The following is a 20820-nucleotide window of genomic DNA, read 5'->3' as shown; positions in this document are numbered from 1 at the left end:
AAATGAGGAAGGGGGGGCGAGGGGGGGGACTGGCTCGCCCGCTTTTTCATCGCGCTAGCGCTTCTTTGGGATTGACCTAAGGCGAGCGAACCATAGGGCTGCGGCACCCGAGGTCAGGAGCGCGGTGATGCAAGCGGCGATGGGAGCTGATCCTGTTGCCGGTAGGTCCTGCGGTAGGGTACAGCGTTGAATGACACTGTCCTCGTCATGTGACTCAAGTTTATCGCCGCCGCCGTTGCGGCAAAGATCGACGCGTGCGCTGTTGGTGAGTGCAGTTTGGGGTGTGTAAGCCGACGTTGCCTGCATGTGCACGACTGCGCCCCGAGCATCTGTGCCAAGGATTGCTTTGGCATCGTCAAGGTCGTCGTGCTCATCTTTGAGATCATCACGGGTCCAAGAATCCGTATCGCTTCGAGTCGTAAAGTCGGCGGCTACCGCACCGTATTCAATGCGAATGCCCGTCACGACGGTATTGGATGCAAGGTCGAGTTCTTTCGCCTCGAGTGTGGCGGATTCCGTGGTCGAGACATCCGCCTTCCAGAGGTGCCAGCCGTCGTAATCGACGAGGCGGCAATCTTCACCCAGACTCTCTTTTACTTCGTCGGACTCAAGCCAAGGATTTTCGTGCCCATCGTCAAGCGTCGCGTTTGCCGGCTCATCGACGTCTGTCGAGTCCAACGGCGTCGTGCGATACCACACGTTGCACAGACCGTTGAGGTCGCCGATGGCGACGGGGGTTTCGATTGAGACGAATCTCGCCGTGCCGTCTTTGGCGCACTCAAGATCATCGGTAATCGTAAACTCATCAACCCAAGTAGCGGAATCGTTTCGAGCATCGATGGTATAGGAGAAAAGCCCATCCGTATTGGTTTGCATCGCGGCGCGGTTTTTTCCATCGCCGTTAGCCAACAGACCCTTCCCGATAGGTTGGACAAGTTCCTGACGCTTGTCGACCTGTCCTTTGATCTCGATGGGCGCATCCTTCATCGCGACGGATTGGACTTCTCCCGTATCCTTTATTTCAAACGTTATCTCCTCGGCAAGGTCATAGGTCCGCGGAGACATCGTTTCGCGCAACGAGTAGGTGCCGGGTGCAAGATGTTCGATGCGGTGCGGCTTGTCGGATGAGGTCCAGGAGTCTATTTCGGTTTTATCGGGACCATATAAGGTGAGCTGTGCGCCTTTCACTTCCTGCTCTCCGCTTGCATCGACCTTGGAGATATCAACCTTGGTGTAATCGTCGGATACGTTAAGCCGTGCTTCCACAACGGGTGTTTTCTGGTCGGCATAGGTAAGGTCGACGATATGATGCGTCCGGTCGAGCAAGAAGCCGGTCGGCGCTTGAGTCTCGACAACCTCGTAGCGTGCGGTGCCAGATCCCAGCGGGAGGTCGTCCGCGCGTGCTTCTCCAGTTTCATCCGTCGTGACGGTAGCGACAGTCTCACCGTCGAGCGCGGCAATGCTACCGTCGGGCGCACGATATCACCTGAGGCACGGATCTCAAAGATGGCGCCCGCGAGGCTGCTGCCGTCTACGGCATCGGTTTTAACGATCCTGATGTTTCCGGTCGCGGCGTGGTCATAATACGAGACGATTGCAACGGGCGTTAGGTTTATATCGGCGGGTATGTTTACCTCGATCTCTCCGCCGACAAGATAGGGCTCTTTGGCCGAGGTTTCGCGTACATAATAGGTGCCCGGCACGAGCGATTCGGGCAGTGTGACGGTCCCGGTCGCGTCAGTCGTAAAGGTGTCCATTACGTTATGTGCTGGATACCAGCAAGTTTGTGAGACAGGTTTGTGATTGCTGTCGAGTAGTTGGAAGGTGAATCCGGCTAGTGGAACAGAAGCGCCTGTTTGGGCATCGCGTTTTACAATCTGGAGATGCGTCGACAGAGCGTGGTTGTCCACGATATATTGAAGCTCGGCGCCGTCGGAAATCTGATTGGCCCCGACGGTCCATTCCCCTGCACGTTTAAAACCCTCGGGGACGGATTCCGGAACCTCGCGAACCGTGTAGCCGGCACGGTCGTATGGGACGGCTCCGTGGACACCGGCGGGTCGCTTGCCTGCGCCGAACCATGCTTCTGACTGATCTTTGGTGGAGGCAAAGCCATAGATGTTTGTGGTCAGTGTGCCAACAACCTGCTGAGAGCTGTTGCTGACAACCTCAAAGACAACACCTCCTGCCGGCTGCTCCAGGCCGGATTGATCGCTATTGCCGTAGTCCTTGAATTTGGAAATCTCAAGGTCAAACGCAATGGGGATATCGGAAACGCGAGATTCGATCTCGACCACGCCTGAATCGCCGAGTTGGTCGGCTCTAACGGTATAGGACCAGCTGTCGTTGGCTGGCAGGTAGCCCTCGGGGGCTTTTGACTCATAGATGGTAAAGGTTCCTAGGGGGACATCGGTGAGGGTAGCTCGACCGCTTTCATCGGTCGTGAGGATTTGTGCCCATCCAGGGATTGATTGCGACACACACGTGAACTCTGCTCCTGCGAGTGAAGATCCCACCTGGGGGCCGGCATTCGTCGCGGCATCGAGTTTTACGATACGCAGGTTGATGGTGCCGGGCTGTTCATCAATGGCGACCCGCCCGCCGTCATTCCCCGTGGTAAAGGCAATACGATCGTGGCGGGGGACATAGCCGGCCGGCGCCTTCGTTTCAACTAGGTAGTATGCCGTGTTGGGCAGAAGTGTTGCTTGCGCTCGACCGTTGCTGTCCATCTTGATGGTGCCGACACGCGCGCCGCTGGCGCTCTCAAAAATATCGAATGTTGCCCCGTCAAACTGATAAGTATTGTTTCCGCTGGTAATAACGGTGTTAGCAGACTGCTTTTGGAAGGAAACAGAGACCGCCGGCAGTACATAGAGCATGTCTTGACGTCTGCTGCCGCCCGATACGGTTCCTAGATAGCGCCGCGCGCGGTGCGGAGCGGCTTTGATGCTTCCTGATTTTGCGCTGTCGTGGAGCCACCGCGCAGCCGCCACGACTTCATTGTCGGCGGTAAAGTGCCCGCTCTTGGTTTTGCCCTGAGCGGTCGTGTAGGAGTAGGTGCCGTCGACATGGGTAGTGCCGTTGAGTATCCATATGGCAAGCTGGGTGGCGGCGCGGGCGCGATCGGGTGAAAGATGGTAACCGCCAAACGACGTGGCGGTAGGATATCCGTGACAAACGATTGCCGCGAACTCGTCGTCGAGCCACACCCAGCCTTGATCAAAGTTGAGCCATGGGCCGCCCGGCTTGGTGGGGCCGGGGCGCTCCTGGTTCATGCAGTAGGCAATCGAGGCGTCTTGAGCTTCATACTTGCCGATGAAGAAGGGCCCACAATCATCGCTAATAGTGCGGAAGCCGAGCTGGTCGTAGCCATCGACGGCAAATGCGGCTCCCGGTGCCAGACAGCCGAAAAGCAGGAAGAGGAGCAGGAGCAGCGGACCTGTTGCGATTGCGCTGTGGACAGAGTGCGTGGGTGCGTTGGACATGGCTGCTCCTTATCCCTCGTGCGCCGCATGGGGAGGTTGCGACGCGTGGGATGAGGCTACCCCCGAGGTTCATGCGGGTAAGTACCGGAGCCTGACCAAAAGCTTGCCCAATTCCTGACAAATTGAGCTCGAATACAACAATCAGGCAAAAGCGCAGGTAGAAGATAAGGAGAACAGGAGGCCAAAGGTCCTCGTCTCCACAATTGATGCGATTTTCAAACGAATCTCCACAGCTAAAACAAGCATCGCCACCCTTGTATCGAACAAGACAACCGCGTTATACTATCCCCCACATATGCGGGCATCGCCAAGCGGTAAGGCATCAGCTTCCCAAGCTGACACTCGCGGGTTCGAGTCCCGTTGCCCGCTCCATTCGAATTTCAGGCACGGTAACGTTTCGTTACTGTGCCTTCTTCAATAAAGTGCCGGGACTCGAACCCGACAGGGTGCGAGCGTTAAATAAACGCGAAGCGTTTATAGCGAGCAGGCAAGGTCGCCGATAGGCGACCGCAGCCGGTGCGGATTTGCGAAGCAAATACGCGGACGTCCCGTTGCCCGCTCCATCGAGCGCGGGAGACCTTGGGACGGCCAATTCAACAAAGTCTTCCCCATCGTCTCCGTGAATCCGAGGAGATCGACCGCAGCCGGTGCGGATTTGCGAAGCAAATACGCGGATGTCCCCATGCCCGCTCCAATTCCAAAATGTTAGGTTAATGCCTGCTGCCCATACTCGCACCCGCGCACGGTACAATGGTTGAGTTACGACCAACGTGCCAATAACCAAAAAGGAGCCGCTATGATCGATCGCTATACCCGCCCGGAGATGGGACATATCTTCTCCCTCGAGAACAAGTATGCCATTTGGCAGGAGATCGAGGTTCTGGCCTGCGAGGCCCAGGCGGAGCTCGGCAAGATCGGCATTTCTAAAGACGAAGCCCAGTGGATCCGCGACCATGCCAACTTTGAGAAGGCGAAGGTCGATGAGATCGAGGAGGTCACGCGCCACGATGTCATCGCCTTCCTGACCAACATGAAGGAATATATCGACGCCGATGTTCCCGAGGGCGAGCCCAAGCCTAGTCGCTGGGTTCACTACGGTATGACCAGCTCCGACCTGGGTGATACTGCTCTGTGCTATCAGCTTACTCAGGCGTGTGACCTGATTATCGAGGACGTCAAGAAGCTCGGCGTGATCTGCAAGAGCCGCGCCTTCGAGGAGCGCAATACGCTCTGCGCCGGACGCACCCATGGCATCCATGCTGAGCCGATGACCTTCGGCATGAAGTTTGGCTCTTGGGCATGGGAACTCAAGCGCGACCTTGATCGTCTTGAGGATGCTCGCAAGAACGTTGCCTTCGGTGCCATCTCCGGTGCCGTCGGCACCTACAGCTCCATCGAGCCGTTCGTCGAGGAGTACGTCTGTGAGCACCTGGGTCTGGTTCACGACCCGCTGTCCACGCAGGTCATCAGCCGCGATCACCACGCCTATCTTGCCGGCGTGCTTGCCACTACAGCGGCCACCTGCGAGCGCATCGCGACCGAGGTCCGCAACCTGCAGAAGACCGATACACTCGAGGCCGAGGAGCCCTTCCGCAAGGGCCAAAAGGGCAGCTCCGCCATGCCGCACAAGCGCAACCCCATCACCATGGAGAAGGTCTGCGGTCTGTCGCGCGTCGTGAAGTCCAACGCCCAGGTCGCCTTCGACAACGTCGCCCTGTGGCACGAGCGCGACATTTCGCACTCTTCCGCCGAGCGTGTCGCCCAGGCCGATAGCTTCATCGCGCTTGACCATATGTTCCAGTGCCTCATTCGCGTTATCGACGGCCTGCAGCTGTATCCGGCCCGCATGATGGCCAATCTCAACAAGACCCGCGGCCTCATCTTCTCCTCCAAGGTCCTGCTTGCCCTCGTCGATACGGGTATCACCCGCGAGGATGCGTACGCCATTGTGCAGGAGAACGCCATGGCCACCTGGCACGAGGTGCAGGATTGTGTCTCTGGCCCCACCTTTAAGGAGCGTCTCGAGGCTGATCCGCGCTGCACCGTCAGCCAGGAGAAGCTCGACGAGATTTTTGATCCGTGGGACTTCCTCACCCGCATCGACACGGTCTTCGATCGCCTGGAGCAGCTCGAGTTCTAACTGATCGATTGGGGACGAAGTCAAACCGATCAGTTTACTTTCGGCCTCCGTTGAAGCTCGGCCTTTCAGCCCGAGCCCCGTTGGTAACGCGTTTATCAACGGGGCTTTTGCGTGGGAGCGTCGGGAAAGTCACACTTCAGCGGATGATGGTATATTGCAGAAATGTCGCTTGCCGTTAATTTGCCCCTTCTGGCAAACATTAGCTTGCAAGTGCTCGTTGGGGGGGGGTATCCTTAAGCCAATTTTAAGGTGTGGGAGAATGCTGCGTTTTTTCACGAGAGATTGGACTTAGGGGAATGAGAAAAGGGTTTTGGAGGATAGCCGCAGGCATCTGCGTTGCTTTAACGGCGGCAACGTTTGGGCTGACGGTGGCCGCCCCGCATGCGGATGCTGTCATGCTGGAGTCGCAGGATGGTTCCATGGGTGCATCGTTTCTCCCATACGATTCGTCTACAGGCGATGTGTGGTCAGAATTTGATGTCGCTGTTGGACAGACGGTGAAAGGAAGGCTTTCCTTTTTTAATAAAAATCACGAATGGGCGCCCATTGACCCCAGTGATATCGATATCACATCGTCTGATGAGGATATCGCTAAAGTGAGCTATAAATCACGTGATTGGGTGTTGACAATTAGTCCCACCAAAGTCGGCACAACGACTATAACCATGAAGAGCAGGGCTGACGAGAGTTTAAACGGTTCTCTTAAGATTAAGAGCGTGGCTAATGTCAATCCAATTAAGGTGAGTTTCGTATCCTATGACCAATCCGGTGCGACGACAACGACTGCAACGCTGGGTTACACGGATGATTGTCCGCAAAAATGCGGGAACACGCACTATGCATTGCTAGAGGGGACAGTTTACGTTCGCCCCAAGGACGAGACCCGTGCGGCTACATATTTTGAAATAAAGGAAGATCCCTCAAAGGATTCCAAAGTTCAGGCAAGGGTGAATTCGAATTATTATTCATATGGAACTTCTGAGCTAAGCGCTTCTTTGCAACTCGAGGCGTTGGCGAAAGATGCAAAAGAGGCCAAGGTTCTTGTCGACTATTGCAACGGCGAGACCGAGATGAAGAAGCTATGTGATGTTGTAACCGAGAATCAGGAGCCTGGATTCAATGAGCGTGGGAACAAAAAACAAAAGATGCTGGTTGGGGACAGCTCTTATCTGTCTGCCATTCTCAACGTTTCCCCAAATGAAGCACTGAAGGCATGCCAGCGTGCACATTGGGATTCGCTCGTTAGCTCTGTAACCTATTCTCTAGAAAGCAGCGATGTTGTTGAGCTTATCGATGGTGAAAACTCGTTTAAGGCAATAAAGCCTGGCACCGTTAAGGCTCATGCTCGTGATGGCCTTGGCAATGACCATCCCTTTGAGATAGAGGTTGTCGACCCTGCGGAAGTGAGCCTTTCGAAGGCTAAGTTTGTGTCGAGCGATTATACATTTCCCTGTGAGGTCAGTTCAGATAGTATATCCAAAGATTGGCTTTGGCTGGAATGTGACAGGGGGTTTGAATATCCAAAGGGCGTGCTGAGCAAAAGCGCTGAGGAATTGATGGACTCCTATGCCGGTGCAAAGTATTCTTTCACTTCAGATAATCCCGATGTCCTCGAGGTAAAAGGACCGATGTTTAATGGTGGCAGTTACTTGGGGTATTTAGTGCCTCATAGTTACGGCGATGCAACGGTTTCAATGTACTTGGGTGGTCGTCTCTGTGACACGATGACCGTTCATGTCGTTAAGCCTGGCGAGGAACCTGCAAAGACTGCGGTTTCCATTGCGGACAGCTACTCAACCTCCATGGATAAAGGCGCGACTCAGCAGCTGAAGGCAAAGGTCTCCCCTGATGACAAGGCCAGCCAGGTTGTTTGGTCCTCTTCCAACGAGAGCGTCCTTACCGTCGATGGCAACGGTCTTGTTACCGCTGTCGGTGACGGTAATGCTACTATCACGGCAACGGTTGATGGAGTCTCTGCAACCACGGATGCAATTACGGTAACCACTCCGGTCGTAAGGGTCTCGAGCGTCAGTCTCAGCGCGTCGAATCTTAAGCTTGCTGTGGGCGGTGAGCCCTCGACGTTGACCGCAACGGTTGAGCCCAACAATGCAACGAATAAGAATGTGTCCTGGTCTTCGAGTGACCCGGAGGTCGCTACGGTTGCGGACGGCGTCGTGACCCCGGTCAAGGCCGGCGCTGCCACGATCACCGTTACCACTGAGGACGGCGAGTATAGCGCCACGTGCAAGGTGACGGTTATTCAACCTGCAACAGGTATCACACTCGATAAGCAGAAGGTCACGCTTGTGGGCGCTGCAACCGAGCAGCTTAAGGCAACGGTCGTTCCCGCGGAGGCTGACCAGACGGTTGTCTGGAAGTCCAGTAACGAGAGCGTCGCTACGGTCGATCAAACCGGCAAAGTGACGTCTGTTTCCAAGGGCACCGCAACCATCACTGCTTCGACCGAAGATGGCGCCTATTCTCAGGATTGCACGGTGACCGTCTCTAATCCCGCAACGAGTCTTACAGTCGATCAGTCCTCCCTCAACCTTGCGAAGAGTGAAGAAGGTACCGTAAAAGCCTCTCTTGCCGGAGCCCTAGCAGGTGAGGTCGACGAGACCAAGCTCGCTCTGGATGACACGGGTGCCTCGAAGGCATTTAAGGTTGTCGACAACGGCGATGGCTCCTACACCGTCACTGCCCTCAAGACTGGTTCCGGTTCATTCGCCATCACCGCGGGGTCGCTCTCCCAGACCGTTTCGGTGAGCGTGACCAATCCCGCCCAGAAGGTTGAGCTCAACAAGACGAACCTTTCCTTTACCGTAGGCGACGCCTCCGCAAAGCTCTCCGCAACGGTGGCTCCTGCAGATGCAGACGATACAACGGTGAGCTGGACCTCCAGCGACTCGTCGATCGCTACGGTCAAAGACGGCGTCGTGACGCCGCTTAAGGCCGGTACCGCCACGATCACCGCTGCCTGTGGTGACAAAACAATGACCTGTACCGTTACTGTGGCGGCGAGGACCATTGCGGGCGTTGCAGGTAGCGACGGAACGGACGTTAGCGTAAGCGCCGAGAACAATGCCGCTGCCGGCATTGCCCAGAACAACAGCATCTCTCTTGTGGTCGAGGAGCCGAAAAATCTTACCGACGCCGCCAATGCTACAATTTCCGGCCTTGAGCAGGGGAGTACCAAGGTTGCCGATAAGCTCGATATCAAGCTTCTCAAGGACGGCGAGGTTATCGAGGACTACGAAGGCATGTCCTTCATCGTCCGTGTCAAGATGACTGCTGCCATGAAGGCGCTCACCAATCTCAAGGTGCTCTACGTTGCCGAGGATGGTTCTACTCAGGCTATGGATACGTGGACCGAGGGCGACTACCTCTGCTTCCGCACGAGCCACTTCTCGACGTACGTGGTGACGGGCGAGGAGGCCAAGGGGGAGCCGACTCAGCCCGCGCGGCCCGCGACGCCGTCCCAGCCCGGTCAGCAGACGACGACCAAGGTAACCAAAAAGTCTGCTAAGACTACTAAGGGTACGCTCGCCAACACGGGCGACCAGGCCCTTGCTGTCGCCTTTATTATGGCCGTTGCCGGCGCTTCGCTGATTGCCTTCGCGCTTATGCGCAAACGTCTCGAGCGTTAGGGCGCCCCTCTCGTTTAAGCGCGACCTTTCAGTCCAAGCCCCGTTGGTAACTCGTTTTACCTACGGGGCTTTTACGTTAAAGACTTCAGCCCGTGTGTCGCGTGCAGTGCGGCGCGCCGGAAACCGCCAGATACGCGGTCGGCGCCAACGGCCTGAACGAGGCAGCGGTCGGGGGTGCATTCGGGAGCAGCTGAGCTTCGAGTAGGGTTGACCTAATTCGACCGCCTGCGGATGCATTTCAGCCATTGGCGCCTTGCCCGTTTTGGGCAAGGCGCTTTTTTTCACTGCCGCACTGGCCCCCTGGTAATAAAATGAACCTTATCTGCTGTTTCGATGAAAAGAGTCGTGTGCCCAGACGTATCAAACGAGGCGCTATCGTCTCGTCCGTGCTCATACTCCTTGTTGCCGTTTGTGCGGTCGCCCTGACGTATGCCGTTCGAAGCAGTTCTACCCCATCGAGTGAATCCGATAAAGATCTCCCGGAACTCAAAATTGGCGTTACGGATAACGATCCCTATGTGTATATCGATACCACGGGCGACTACGCTGGTATCGATATCGATATCGATATCGCACGCGAGGCTTGCAAACGTGCGGGGCTCAGGCCGCAATTCATCGACATATTTTGGAATGACCGCGATCGCCTGCTTAAAAACGGCGATATCGATTGTCTGTGGTGCGACTATTCGCCCTGTTATCGCGAAGACGATTATTACTGGACCGAGCCGTATCTAACCGTGACGGTTTCGGTTGCCGCCAAGAAAACGAGTGGTATCAAGTCCTTGGCGTATCTCGATGGCAGCAAGACTGTTGCGGTGATTGCCGGTTCGGTGAGTGAACGCCGATTGCTTGCAGGCGATCTGGAAATCTCGCCGGACGTGAACATCAAATCATATGGCTCTGCCGAACTTTGCAAAGCCGCCCTCGTCAAGGGGTATGTTGACTGTTGGATGGCGGACGCTCGGTCGCTTGATTGCCTTGGCGCTCAGTATCCCGGCCTGTATCGTGTGTTCGCCGACAATGTTATGACGGTTGACCTGGGCGTTGCGTTTAAGGACGGCTATGAGGGGGAGTACGTCAAAAACCTCAATACCGTGCTGTTCGAGATGGATCGAGATGGCACGACTGAGCGCATTGTGGGCAAGTACAAGGCGGGGGCGACGACGGACGGGCAAGGAGCGGAATCATGACAAATGATGAGCGCCGCTTACGCCGAAAGGCATTAGTCACCGCGGCTATCTGCGTTGTGGCCAGCGCTGCTTTGTTGGGTCTGCTGTATGTGGTCGGCACGCATCGCTGTCTCGATAAAACGCTTGGGTTTGGCCAGGAAACCATGGTGTTTTTAAAAAACGCCTGCGAAAAATATGACCGATATGAACAGGGAAGAAAAACCGAGGCGACGAACAATTTGGATGCCGCGCTCGAGTCGTTTGCGACGTTCTTGCCACCTGATCACGTTGAAGTCAACGATGACCTCGTCGAGGAGTACGTCCATACCGAGCACCTTTCGGGAATGTTGGTCATGGACGCCGACAGCCATATGACCGCTCATTACGATATCGACGGTCGCGATCCGCTGATGCTGTGGCGAGAGGAGCTTGCCTGTTCGTCGGTCGCATCGATGTACCGAGGCTCCAAGGTGTCCTACTCGACGGTCGTAGAGCGTCGAGATGTTGACTTTGCCGTGAGTGTTGTTCCGTACGGTGATGGCGTAGCACTGGGGTATCGATCGCTTGCGCCCGAGCCCACCGATGATTATTCGTATACGATCGCCGACGTGCTCGTGAACAACACATTCCATCAGAGCCCAACGGTGTTCGTGATGCGCGATGCACAAATCGTTTCTTCAAACGATTCGACCGTCGATATAGCTCTCGCCCGGCTTCTTGCCGATAGCGGAATTGATTGGAAAGACGAAGGCTTATCACGTGTCGAATATCGGGGAAGTACCTGGTATGCCGTGCGTGCGGCGTATAAGGACTATCGCCTGTTTGCGCTCTATCCCAAATCTGAGGTCATGTCGGGCAGGATTTCATTTATCACTGCCGGCGTACTGGCGTTCCTGGTGTTTTTGGTTGTAGTGCTGTTGGTGCGTATCGTCGCCGATCGTCGCAATTTGGCCGAAAAGGACAAGCAGCTCGGCATCATCAATGCCATCAGTACCACGTATGAGTCGACCCTCCTGTTGCATCTCGACACGCTTGAGATCGAGGGGATTAACATGTCGCCATCGTTGGCGAAGATATTTGCCGAGCACTCCGAGGCATATGACTTTTTTGCAACGGTTTGCCGAGACATTGTGAGTCCCGAAAGTCGCGAGGCGGTCATGGAGCTCTTAGATATAAAGACGCTTCGGGATCGTATGGAGGGCGTGCCGTACTTGGATGCCGAGGTACGAGACTGCCGAGGTACGTGGTATTCGCTGCAGGTTGTTCCACAGCGCCGCGATGAGCGGGGTCGACTGGAATCGGTCGTCGTGGCAACGCATAACATCTCGATGACAAAGCGCGCCGAGGAGCTTTCTTTCCAGGACAAGCTGACGGGACTTCGCAATAGAAATTACCTTGAGTCCCTTGGCGACGACCTGGTGAACGAGTCCCTGCCCGTGAGTGTGATCATGATGGACTGCAATTTCCTCAAGCGTACCAACGATCTCTACGGTCACGAAATGGGCGATGAGCTGCTACGGCGTACGGCGTCTGTATTGAGGCGGGCGGCAGGCGAGAAATTTGTGCCTATGTGCATTGGTGGCGACGAGTTCTTGCTGATTTGCCCTCACACCGATCGCGAATCCGCATGTGAAGTAGTGCAAGATCTTCGCCTCAGCCTTGCTGCTGCGAGCGATGAGGTGCTGACAGTCAGTGCGTCGTTTGGCGTCGCGACGGCAGAGGCGCCCGGTTATACACTGACCGAGATTTACCACATCGCTGACCACAACATGTATCAAGAGAAACGAAAAGTCCACGCTCGGGAAGCAGATTGCTAGTATTGCTACCGCCGGTTTGCGCATTGGGGAATGTTGAATCGGTGCCCGCGATACTTTATCGGTTCGGACGGGGGATAATAGACGTCTGAAATTGCTTTACGAGAGGGGAACGCAATGATTAGTTTTGATTACAAGCCTCAGGGCGTATGCACTCGCAATATCCACCTTGACCTGTCCGATGACGGCAACAAGGTGGTGGGCGTCGAGTTTACCGGTGGCTGCAACGGCAATCTCAAGGCTATCTCTAAGCTGGTCGAGGGTGCTCCTGCCGATCGCGTCATCGAGGTTCTCGCTGGTAATACCTGCGGTATGAAAAAGACTTCTTGCGCCGATCAGCTCACGCGCGCTATCGAGGCCGCTCGCGCCGAGATCGCCTAATGAGTATCGCCGACCACGTCAAGAACGGAATATCGCGCCGCGGCTTTGTGCTCGGAGGGGCTGCCGCGGGCGCTGCCACGGTGCTTGCCGGATGCTCAAAGAAAACGGGTACCAGCGACGATGCTGCCGGCGAGCCACAGGTTATCAAAGACGACTCAAAGATCGTCTCGATTACGGATGAGTATGAGGCCGTCGATATCGATCTTGAGCCCATGGCGACATGGACATTGCCCTTGGGTACGCTGCTGTACTACTGCGACGGCGATTACGCCGCGGCGATGATGGCCCCGGCGTCTGCGCTGCATGCCAACACGCTTGGCGTGCTCAACTTGGGCGACGGCTCGCTCACGACGCTCATCGAGGATCCTATCGAAGGTGCGGGGTATTCGTTTTACGATGTCCGCGCCGGCGATGGCGTGTTTGCGTGGGTTGAGATGAACTTTGCCAATTCATCGTGGAAGCTCTACGCTCAAAATCTGTCGGGCGCTTCGCTCTCTGGCGACGTGGTTGAGCTCGATCGGGGTGGCAAGGACTATGATCCGCCACTGTTCACGGCGTTCGGGTCATCAGTCATCTGGTATAAAATGCCTTCGGCAGGCGGCAATAAAACGAGTAGTGATTCGTTTTGCTATCGTCGCTCGCTTGATGAATCCAAGGCCGAGACAATTTGGAAATCGACGGGCCGCTTTGCATCAGCCCCGCGTGCGAGCGACGGCATTTTGACCATCTCGCCGCGTGTCCGCAACGACGAGGGCGTCTACTACGGCATAACGGCAATCGATCTGACCGACGGCAACAACACCAAACGTGCCCAGCTAGTCCTTCCCTCGTCAGTCTCGCCTTTCGAGGCCGTATATATGGGCGATACCTTCGTGTTTTCTATCGAGGCGACCTATAGTGGCGTGGGCAGCCTGGGCAACATGGGCACGTATATCGGTAATGAGGGAGGGCCATACCTCTTTCTGTCCCGCGAGCCGCTCGCATGTGCTGCCGGCAAGAAGAATAAATATCTCGTTAAGGTACAGGCATCGCATTTTCTCATCGACACCTCTGCCAAGACCTATGGCTCGCTGTTGTCGCCCGACCGCGCTTTGGAATATGGCGATTATCCAGCTACGGCGGGAAAATCGGACTCATTCCTTACGTACGCCACGGTGCGCAACAGCCAGGGTATACCCGAGACGGTCACCGCACGCCTATTCTCTCTTTAAGCTTAGAGGGGTTAAAAAGGCGCCAACAGGGGAATAAACGCGTTGTAATTGTGAGTACCGCCCGCCGAGCTGCCGCGTCATAGTGGCATCCGGCGGGCTCAGGTGCGTTAAAATGGGCTTGTTCTTAGCTGATTGAGACAGGGGGGCCGTGTTATGGCTTCAGATGCAAAAAAGATTCTGCTGGTCGAGGATGAGAAGGCAATCCGTGACGCCGTCGCTGCCTATCTCGAGCGCGAAGGCTACTGGGTTGTGGGTGTCGGCGACGGCCAGTCCGCGATCGAGGAGTTCGAGAAGCATCAGTTTGACCTGGTCGTGCTCGACCTTATGCTCCCCAAGATCCCCGGCGAGCGCGTTTGCCGCACCATTCGCGATACCTCGGATGTCCCCATCATCATGCTGACTGCCAAGGGCGAGATCGAGGACCGTATTATCGGTCTTGAGCTCGGCGCCGACGACTATCTGATTAAGCCGTTCTCGCCGCGCGAGCTTGTCGCGCGCGTTCGCGCTTTGTTCCGCCGTGCCCATCAGGCCGACGAGCCAGCCGTCGAGGTACTCGACTTCGGCGATCTGGTCATCGATATCTCGGGCCACAAGATTTTGGTCGAGGGCAAGGAAGTCGACCTGACGGCTTCCGAGTTTAAGCTGCTCACCACGCTTGCCCGTCACCCCGGTCGCGTCTACAACCGCATGGAGCTGGTTGAGAAGGTGCTCGGCTACGACTTTGAGGGCTATGAGCGCACCATCGATAGCCACGTGAAGAACCTTCGCGCCAAGCTGGGCGATGATCCCAAGAAGCCCAAGTGGCTCTACACCGTCCACGGTGTCGGCTATCGCTTCGAGGCTCCGGCCAAGACCGATAAGTCGGACGAGAAATAGGGAAATCACATATGACACCTGCGCGCTTTGAAATCGGACAAAAGCACAAGCAGGAGAGCGAGGCGGGTTCCAAGGTTAGTTGGAACACGCCTCGTTCCGATTCACGGCCAACGATGAGCTATCCCTCGCGCATGGCACTTGCTTTTGCTCTGACATCGCTCATGACGGTATTGGTGCTGGTGGGCGTGGTCTCTGTTGTGTGGGGCACGGTCTTTTCGGATTACACGCGCTCCAATATCGTCGAAATCGCAAATTCCGCTGCCGAAAAGCTTGCGACGTCGTATGAGGAAAACGGCAATTGGACTGCGGGCGAGCTACGTACGGTCGCGACATCGAGTTTGGTGTCCGACGATTTGGGTATGCAGGTCGTCAACAAGAAAGGCGTTGTCGTTTATGACGACTCATGGCCTTCGGCAAGCGCGACCGCCGATGTGCGCGAGAACGAATCGCCGTCGAGCAGCTCGAGCGGGAAAAAAGCATCGCATAGTCCGGTCTCGTCGGCTCCCACCGGCTCCGATAGCGTTGCAAACGTCGAAATCATAACGTCTTCCGGCGAGCATGTCGGACAAGTAAAGCTGTGGGCCATCGGCTCCGATGCCTTGCTCACCAAGGCAGATTCTGCGTTTAGGGAGAAGACCTTTAACGCCATGGCCCTTGCTGCGGTTGTTGCAGTTTGCATTTCGGTCGTTATCGGATCACTCGTGTCGCGCATGCTCACCAAGCCGATTCACCGTATTACCAGCACGGCCAAGCAAATTCGCGATGGCGATCTGTCCGCTCGTACTGGTTTGCGCGGCGATGACGAGATTGATCAGCTGGGTGAGACCTTCGATGAGATGGCCACTTCGCTCGAGAAGGATATGAAACACGAGAAGCGCCTGACCTCAGACGTGGCTCACGAACTTCGTACTCCGCTTATGGCCATGCTCGCGACAGTCGAAGCCATGCAGGATGGGGTGTATCCCACCGACGACGAGCATCTGGAAACCGTTGCATCCGAGACACGTCGCCTGGCCCGTCTGGTGCAGCAGATGCTCGATCTATCGCGCATGGAAAACAGCACAGCGCCGCTCAACCTTGAGCCGGTGGACATGGTTCCCTTCGTGCGTTCCATCGTCAACGCTCAGGAGCGCCTGTTTGTTGACCGCGATCTGCGCTTGCGCTTTGCAGATGAAACCCAGGGTCACGACGATGTCGTCGAAGCCGATCCCGACATGATCACACAATGCGTCATCAACCTCATGAGCAACGCCATGCGCTACACCCCCGAGGGCGGTTGGGTTGTGGTGTCGGTGCTCAGCGACCGCAAACATGTCAGCATTGCCGTTTCGGATACCGGTATCGGTATTGCCAAGGACGATCTATCGCGCATTTTCGGTCGTTTTTGGCGTGCCGATGCCAGCCGCGCCCGCGAAGCTGGAGGCCTGGGCGTTGGCCTCGCCGTGACCAAGCAGATCGTCGAGCGTCACCATGGCTACATATCCGTGGAGTCGGAGCTTGGAAAGGGTACGACTTTTACAATTCATCTTCCCCGCGAGCACACGGCGGACGCGGCATCTACTACAATGGAGCACTAGCTTTTCGCTATTCGGTGAAGGAGGGGCCGCGTCCCTGCCGCTCCGAGTTTGCGAAAACATGCGGGAAAGAACCCGCATTTCTGTCGTATTTAGGTAAGGAGTGACTCACGTGACAACGATGGAGCGTCGTCCGGATTCCCGTGGCAAGGTTCGTGATATCTACGATGCCGGTGAAAACCTGCTGATGGTCGCCACCGACCGCATTTCTGCGTTCGACTTCATTCTTCCCGACGAGATTCCGTTTAAGGGAGAGGTGCTCAATCGCATCTCGGCATTCTGGTTCGATAAGTTTGCCGACATCGTCCCCAACCATCTCGTCTCCATCGACCCGGCGGATTTCCCCGAGGAGTTTGCTGAGTATCGTGACTACCTCGCTGGCCGCGCCATGCTGGTTAAGAAGGCCCAGACGATTCCTATCGAGTGCATCGTCCGCGGCTATCTGACCGGTTCGGGCAAGAAGACCTACGACGAGAACGGCACCGTCTGCGGCATCCAGCTGCCTGAGGGCCTGACCGAGGCTTCCAAGCTTCCCGAGCCGCTGTTCACGCCGTCCACGAAGGCCGAGATCGGTGACCACGACGAGAACATCTCGTTCGAGCGTTGCTGCGAGATCGTGGGCGAGGACATCGCCACGCAGATTCGTGACCTGTCTCTCAAGATCTACAAGGCTGCCGCCGAGTATGCAGCGACCCGTGGCATCATCATCGCCGACACCAAGTTTGAGTTTGGTGTCATAGATGGCAAGGTCACGCTGATCGACGAGTGCCTCACGCCCGACTCCAGCCGTTTCTGGCCTGCTGCCAGCTACGAGGAGGGCAAGATCCAGCCTAGCTACGACAAGCAATTCGTCCGCAATTGGCTCAAAGCCAACTGGGATATGACGGGGAAGACCCCGCACCTGCCCGCCGAGGTCATCGATGGCACGTCCGAGCGCTATCGCGAGGCCTTCCAGATCATCACGGGCTCCCAGTTCACAAGCATGAAGGAGAACGCGTAAGTGAGTACCCGCAGCGCCACGAACAAGCGCACGCAATCCCACGAGGTTACCGGGGTTGCGCGCAAGTCCGCCGCATCCGCCAAGCCCGCTCGTCAGGCAGCGAGTTCTGTTCACGTCGTGCCAGCATCATCCAAGGCACGCCGCAAGGAGCTGGAGAAGGGCGAGAGCCTCGAGGGCCTCTCTAAAGAGGAGAAGCGCGCCCGCAAGGCTAAGCAGCGCGCCAAGGAGGACCGCATCTACACGGTGTCGAATATCCTCCTCAAGCAGGATGAGGACTACACCAAGCGCCGCCGCATCTGGTGGGCCGTGCTCGCCATCGGTATGGTGCTCGTCGTGGCCATTTGGGCTTCGCTGTACTTCGCTCCCGCTGGCATGGTGTCCAGCCCCGTCCAGATGGTCGGCATCGTTTTGTCTTACGTCGTCATTCTGGGCGACTTCATCTACGACTTCGTTCGTATTCGTCCCCTGCGCAACATGTACCGCACGCAGGCCGAGGGCATGTCCGAGAACAAGCTCAACGCCCTTATCGAGCGCTCGGCTGCCGAGGAGGACAAGAAGGACTCCAAGAAGAAGTAGCGTTTGCATGCATACTTATCGCTAAGATATAAGGCGCGTCGTTTTTGCGGCGCGCCTTTTTACTGTTCTATAGATAGATGGAGTGGCACATGATTCGAGCTGCCCTGACGGTCGAAGAGGCTCTGGAGGGCATGAAGGCCCTAGAGCCCAAGATTAAAAACTATGCGCGCCTGGTTGTCCGCAAGGGCGTAAACGTCAAGCCCGGTCAGGAGGTTGTCGTTCAGTCTCCGGTCGAGTGCGCGCCGTTTGCGCGCGTGGTGGTCGCGGAGGCCTATGCCTCCGGTGCCGGTCACGTGACGGTTATTTGGGCCGATGACGCCGTGACGAGGCTCACGTACGAGCATGTCGAGAAAAGCTATTTTGAGCAGACGCCCGAGTGGAAGCGCCTGCAGCTTGATTCACTGGCCCAGGATGGTGCCTGCTTTATCTTTATCGAGGGTGCGGACCCTGCCGCTCTTAAGGGCATCGATCCCGCTAAGCCTGCTGCAGCTTCTAAGGCAAGGAACACGCAGTGCAAGGTCTTCCGCCGCGGACTGGACTACAACATCAACCCGTGGTGCATCGCCGGCGCGCCGGTCGTTGCCTGGGCGCGCGAGGTGTTCCCGGGAGACGCCGATGAGGTTGCAATCTATAAGCTGTGGAATGCGATTCTGCATACCGCTCGCGCCGATGGCCAGGACCCGGAGAGCGACTGGGAACTCCATGACGCCGCATTCGAAAAGAACCTGCGTTTCCTGAACGACAATCGTTTCGACTACCTGCATTACACCTCGGCAAATGGAACCGATCTGACGATTGGCATGACGAAAGGTCACGAGTGGGCCGGCGGCAAGGGCAAGACGCCCGATGGGCACCCCTTCTTCCCCAACATTCCCACCGAGGAAGTCTTCACCTCGCCTGATCGTATGCGTGCCGACGGTATCGTGTATTCGGCTATGCCGCTCATTCACCACGGTAACAAGGTTGACGATTTTTGGATTAAGTTCGAGGCGGGCCGCGTAGTGGACTACGATGCCCGCGTGGGTAAGGCGACGCTTGCGAGCATTATTGACACCGATGAAGGTGCCGCTCATCTGGGTGAGGTCGCGCTTATCTCCAAGAACACGCCGATCCGTGAAAGTGGCGTTCTATTCTATGACACGCTCTATGATGAGAACGCTAGCTGCCATCTCGCGCTGGGTGTCGGTTTCCCCGAATGCATCGAGGGTGGGTATGACATGTCCAAGGAGGAGCTCCTGGAGCATGGCGTTAACGTCTCGAGCACGCACGTCGATTTTATGATCGGCACGGACGATATCGATATTACGGGCATTACGCCTGATGGACGTGAAGTTGTGATTTTCCAGAACGGCCAATGGAGTTGGGAATAGCCCCAGACCGTGGTACAATGCCACCCGCGGGCCGTTAGCTCAGCTGGCAGAGCAGGGGACTTTTAATCCCAAGGTCCAGGGTTCGAACCCCTGACGGCCCACCATAGAATAGAAAAGCGACTGGCGGATGCCGGCCGCTTTTTTGTTGCCGCGACATGGGTTCGAACCCGAAAGGGCGCGGAGCTGAGTAAACGCGTGAGCGTTTGCCAGCGCAGCGCGCAAGGCGCGAAGCGCCGCAGCGGCCGTCTGCAGAGCAGGCCGAACCTCTGACGGCCCACCCAAAGAAAGGAAAACGAAATGAAAACAGATAGATACGGAATTAGCGGCAGCACATTAAAGATAATAGCGGCCATTTCGATGGTTCTCGATCATGTAAGCAGGATCGTCCTGACCAATGGAATCATGACTCACGCATCGTACAATCAGATATCAGACGAACAGTGGGCGATTCTAAGCGAGGCTTCGGATGTGCTTCATGTTCTTGGCAGGATTGCATTTCCCTTATTTTGCTTTTTGATAGTTGAGGGATTTTTGCATACTCATGACATAAAGAGGTACCTGCGAAATATGCTTGTCTTCGCAATCATTGCGGAGCCCATATACGATTTCGTTCAAACCGGGCAACTATTTGACCTTCGGCAACAAAATGTTATGTGTGAGCTCCTGCTTTGCTTGGTCTTCTTGATAATTCTGGAAAAGATACAAAGCCTTTCAAAATGGAAGAGGTACATCGCAGAAACTGCTCTGATTGTTTTGACAGCACTGGCAGCTGAATACACTAAACTAGATGGCGGTGTGTATGGCATTCTGCTTGTGGCTGCATTCTATTTATTCCACGACAGCAAGGCCAAGATGTTCTTTGCTGCAGTATGCGCAGTGCTCCTTTCGTCATGCCATATAGTTGGCGGCGGATTTGAGTTTGCTACAGCTAATATATTTAATCCTGATGTTGCTGCCGCGGTCGTTTCGTTGCTGCTTATCAATCTTTATAATGGCAAGCGAGGGCTGAAGCTCAAATATTTCTTCTACATTTTCTATCCGGCTCATCTTGCTCTGCTTTATGGTGTCTCACTTATTGTTTTGAACTGTCTTTAAAAACTCTCAAACAAGTCTCTGAAAGCAGAACTAAATTGACCCTAAGACTGCTTGTGAATTTCCGGAAGACCTGTGAGATACGAGGATAGACAACGAGGGCTGTAGAAAGATGCTTCGAAAGCATGAATGGCAGCGAGAAAATGAGTTCGGAAGAACCCCTCTGGATGCTCCAGCATAGAATAGAAAGCGATCGGCTCCGGCTGGTCGCTTTTTTGTTACCGATGCACGGTTCGAACCCGAACTTCTATATATAGGAACGCTTGGCGAACAAAACCTGCCTTTTACCGACGGGAAACAAATAACCGATGCTTTTGGAGTAAAGTGGCGCTCCAGAGATGACCGATGCCTCAACATCTATAAACCAGCTGGTCACCGCCAATATCAGAAGCTGATGCTTCAGTTATAACCTCAGTGACGTGACTGAGGGACCTATTCATTTGTGAACAAAATATGGAGTGCGCGATTCCCGCCCCCGGCGCCCC

General features: G+C 55.8%; 13 protein-coding genes, 2 tRNA genes and 2 pseudogenes. 14 read left to right on the top strand and 3 right to left on the bottom strand.

The window, feature by feature from the left end; translation table 11 throughout:
- Window positions 1–54 precede the first annotated feature (54 nt).
- The 3 genes and pseudogenes from DXA43_RS06210 to DXA43_RS06205 form a co-directional block, all read right to left on the bottom strand.
- Window positions 55–1266 (bottom strand): collagen binding domain-containing protein, encoded by a 1212-nt coding sequence (locus DXA43_RS06210; RefSeq protein ID WP_147344733.1) that lies wholly within the window; start codon window positions 1264–1266, stop codon window positions 55–57.
- Window positions 1267–1344: 78 nt separating this feature from the next.
- A pseudogene (locus tag DXA43_RS10595) lies at window positions 1345–1461 on the bottom strand (hypothetical protein); the annotation flags it as partial.
- Window positions 1462–1631: 170 nt separating this feature from the next.
- Window positions 1632–3275, bottom strand: a pseudogene (locus DXA43_RS06205) (collagen binding domain-containing protein); the annotation flags it as partial.
- A gap of 507 nt (window positions 3276–3782) precedes the next feature.
- Here DXA43_RS06205 and DXA43_RS06200 point away from each other — a divergent pair.
- The 14 genes from DXA43_RS06200 (at window position 3783) to DXA43_RS06135 (ending at window position 20338) form a co-directional block, all read left to right on the top strand.
- Window positions 3783–3857, top strand: a tRNA-Gly gene (locus tag DXA43_RS06200).
- 424 nt (window positions 3858–4281) lie between these two features.
- Window positions 4282–5625 carry an adenylosuccinate lyase gene (purB, locus tag DXA43_RS06195; protein ID WP_117806580.1) on the top strand — a complete coding sequence of 448 codons (1344 nt, stop codon included), beginning with the start codon at window positions 4282–4284 and terminating at the stop codon, window positions 5623–5625.
- A 1661-nt stretch (window positions 5626–7286) separates the two neighbouring features.
- Window positions 7287–9272 (top strand): Ig-like domain-containing protein, encoded by a 1986-nt coding sequence (locus tag DXA43_RS10270; RefSeq protein WP_158564949.1) that lies wholly within the window; start codon window positions 7287–7289, stop codon window positions 9270–9272.
- Between the two features lie 311 nt (window positions 9273–9583).
- The gene (locus DXA43_RS06185; protein WP_117806578.1) at window positions 9584–10462 is read left to right on the top strand and encodes an ABC transporter substrate-binding protein; all 879 of its coding nucleotides are present in this window, start codon (window positions 9584–9586) and stop codon (window positions 10460–10462) included.
- The gene (locus tag DXA43_RS06180; RefSeq protein ID WP_117806577.1) at window positions 10459–12258 is read left to right on the top strand and encodes a diguanylate cyclase; all 1800 of its coding nucleotides are present in this window, start codon (window positions 10459–10461) and stop codon (window positions 12256–12258) included. The genes DXA43_RS06185 and DXA43_RS06180 overlap by 4 nt, the downstream gene beginning before the upstream one ends.
- A 114-nt stretch (window positions 12259–12372) precedes the next feature.
- Window positions 12373–12636 carry a TIGR03905 family TSCPD domain-containing protein gene (locus DXA43_RS06175; protein WP_117735816.1) on the top strand — a complete coding sequence of 88 codons (264 nt, stop codon included), beginning with the start codon at window positions 12373–12375 and terminating at the stop codon, window positions 12634–12636.
- Complete coding sequence (locus DXA43_RS06170; protein ID WP_117806576.1) at window positions 12636–13847, top strand: twin-arginine translocation signal domain-containing protein; 1212 nt, start codon at window positions 12636–12638, stop codon at window positions 13845–13847. Before DXA43_RS06175 ends, DXA43_RS06170 begins: the two co-directional genes overlap by 1 nt.
- Before the next feature lie 153 nt (window positions 13848–14000).
- Complete coding sequence (locus DXA43_RS06165; RefSeq protein WP_006236208.1) at window positions 14001–14723, top strand: response regulator transcription factor; 723 nt, start codon at window positions 14001–14003, stop codon at window positions 14721–14723.
- An 11-nt stretch (window positions 14724–14734) separates the two neighbouring features.
- Window positions 14735–16300: a cell wall metabolism sensor histidine kinase WalK gene (locus DXA43_RS06160; protein WP_117806575.1), complete on the top strand. Its 1566-nt coding sequence runs from the start codon at window positions 14735–14737 to the stop codon at window positions 16298–16300.
- Between the two features lie 118 nt (window positions 16301–16418).
- Entirely contained in the window at window positions 16419–17297 is an 879-nt protein-coding gene (locus tag DXA43_RS06155; RefSeq protein WP_117806574.1) for a phosphoribosylaminoimidazolesuccinocarboxamide synthase, read from the top strand.
- The gene (locus tag DXA43_RS06150) at window positions 17298–17873 is read left to right on the top strand and encodes a hypothetical protein (protein ID WP_117806573.1); all 576 of its coding nucleotides are present in this window, start codon (window positions 17298–17300) and stop codon (window positions 17871–17873) included. It begins immediately after the preceding gene.
- Between the two features lie 89 nt (window positions 17874–17962).
- Window positions 17963–19243, top strand: a complete 1281-nt coding sequence (locus tag DXA43_RS06145) for an aminopeptidase (RefSeq protein ID WP_117634755.1) — start codon at window positions 17963–17965, stop codon at window positions 19241–19243.
- Between the two features lie 28 nt (window positions 19244–19271).
- Window positions 19272–19347 (top strand) — tRNA-Lys (locus DXA43_RS06140).
- Between the two features lie 193 nt (window positions 19348–19540).
- Window positions 19541–20338, top strand: coding sequence for a TraX family protein (locus DXA43_RS06135; RefSeq protein WP_117563997.1), 798 nt, complete (start codon window positions 19541–19543; stop codon window positions 20336–20338).
- Window positions 20339–20820: the final 482 nt, after the last annotated feature.

The organism is Collinsella sp. OF02-10 (genome assembly GCF_003463445.1).
Taxonomy (GTDB): Bacteria; Actinomycetota; Coriobacteriia; order Coriobacteriales; family Coriobacteriaceae; genus Collinsella.
The sequence above is the reverse complement of the archived record's forward strand: the minus strand, read 5'-3'. Positions and strand labels throughout refer to the sequence as shown.

Excerpts from the sequence above, each read along its gene's own strand:
- DXA43_RS06135 (WP_117563997.1), top strand. The coding sequence starts at position 19,541 with ATGAAAACAGATAGATACGGAATTAGCGGCAGCACATTAAAGATAATA.
- DXA43_RS06155 (WP_117806574.1), top strand. The coding sequence starts at position 16,419 with ATGGAGCGTCGTCCGGATTCCCGTGGCAAGGTTCGTGATATCTACGAT.
- DXA43_RS06175 (WP_117735816.1), top strand. The coding sequence starts at position 12,373 with ATGATTAGTTTTGATTACAAGCCTCAGGGCGTATGCACTCGCAATATC.
- DXA43_RS06160 (WP_117806575.1), top strand. The coding sequence starts at position 14,735 with ATGACACCTGCGCGCTTTGAAATCGGACAAAAGCACAAGCAGGAGAGC.
- DXA43_RS06185 (WP_117806578.1), top strand. The coding sequence starts at position 9,584 with ATGAACCTTATCTGCTGTTTCGATGAAAAGAGTCGTGTGCCCAGACGT.
- DXA43_RS06180 (WP_117806577.1), top strand. The coding sequence starts at position 10,459 with ATGACAAATGATGAGCGCCGCTTACGCCGAAAGGCATTAGTCACCGCG.
- DXA43_RS06145 (WP_117634755.1), top strand. The coding sequence starts at position 17,963 with ATGATTCGAGCTGCCCTGACGGTCGAAGAGGCTCTGGAGGGCATGAAG.
- DXA43_RS06170 (WP_117806576.1), top strand. The coding sequence starts at position 12,636 with ATGAGTATCGCCGACCACGTCAAGAACGGAATATCGCGCCGCGGCTTT.
- purB (WP_117806580.1), top strand. The coding sequence starts at position 4,282 with ATGATCGATCGCTATACCCGCCCGGAGATGGGACATATCTTCTCCCTC.
- DXA43_RS06165 (WP_006236208.1), top strand. The coding sequence starts at position 14,001 with ATGGCTTCAGATGCAAAAAAGATTCTGCTGGTCGAGGATGAGAAGGCA.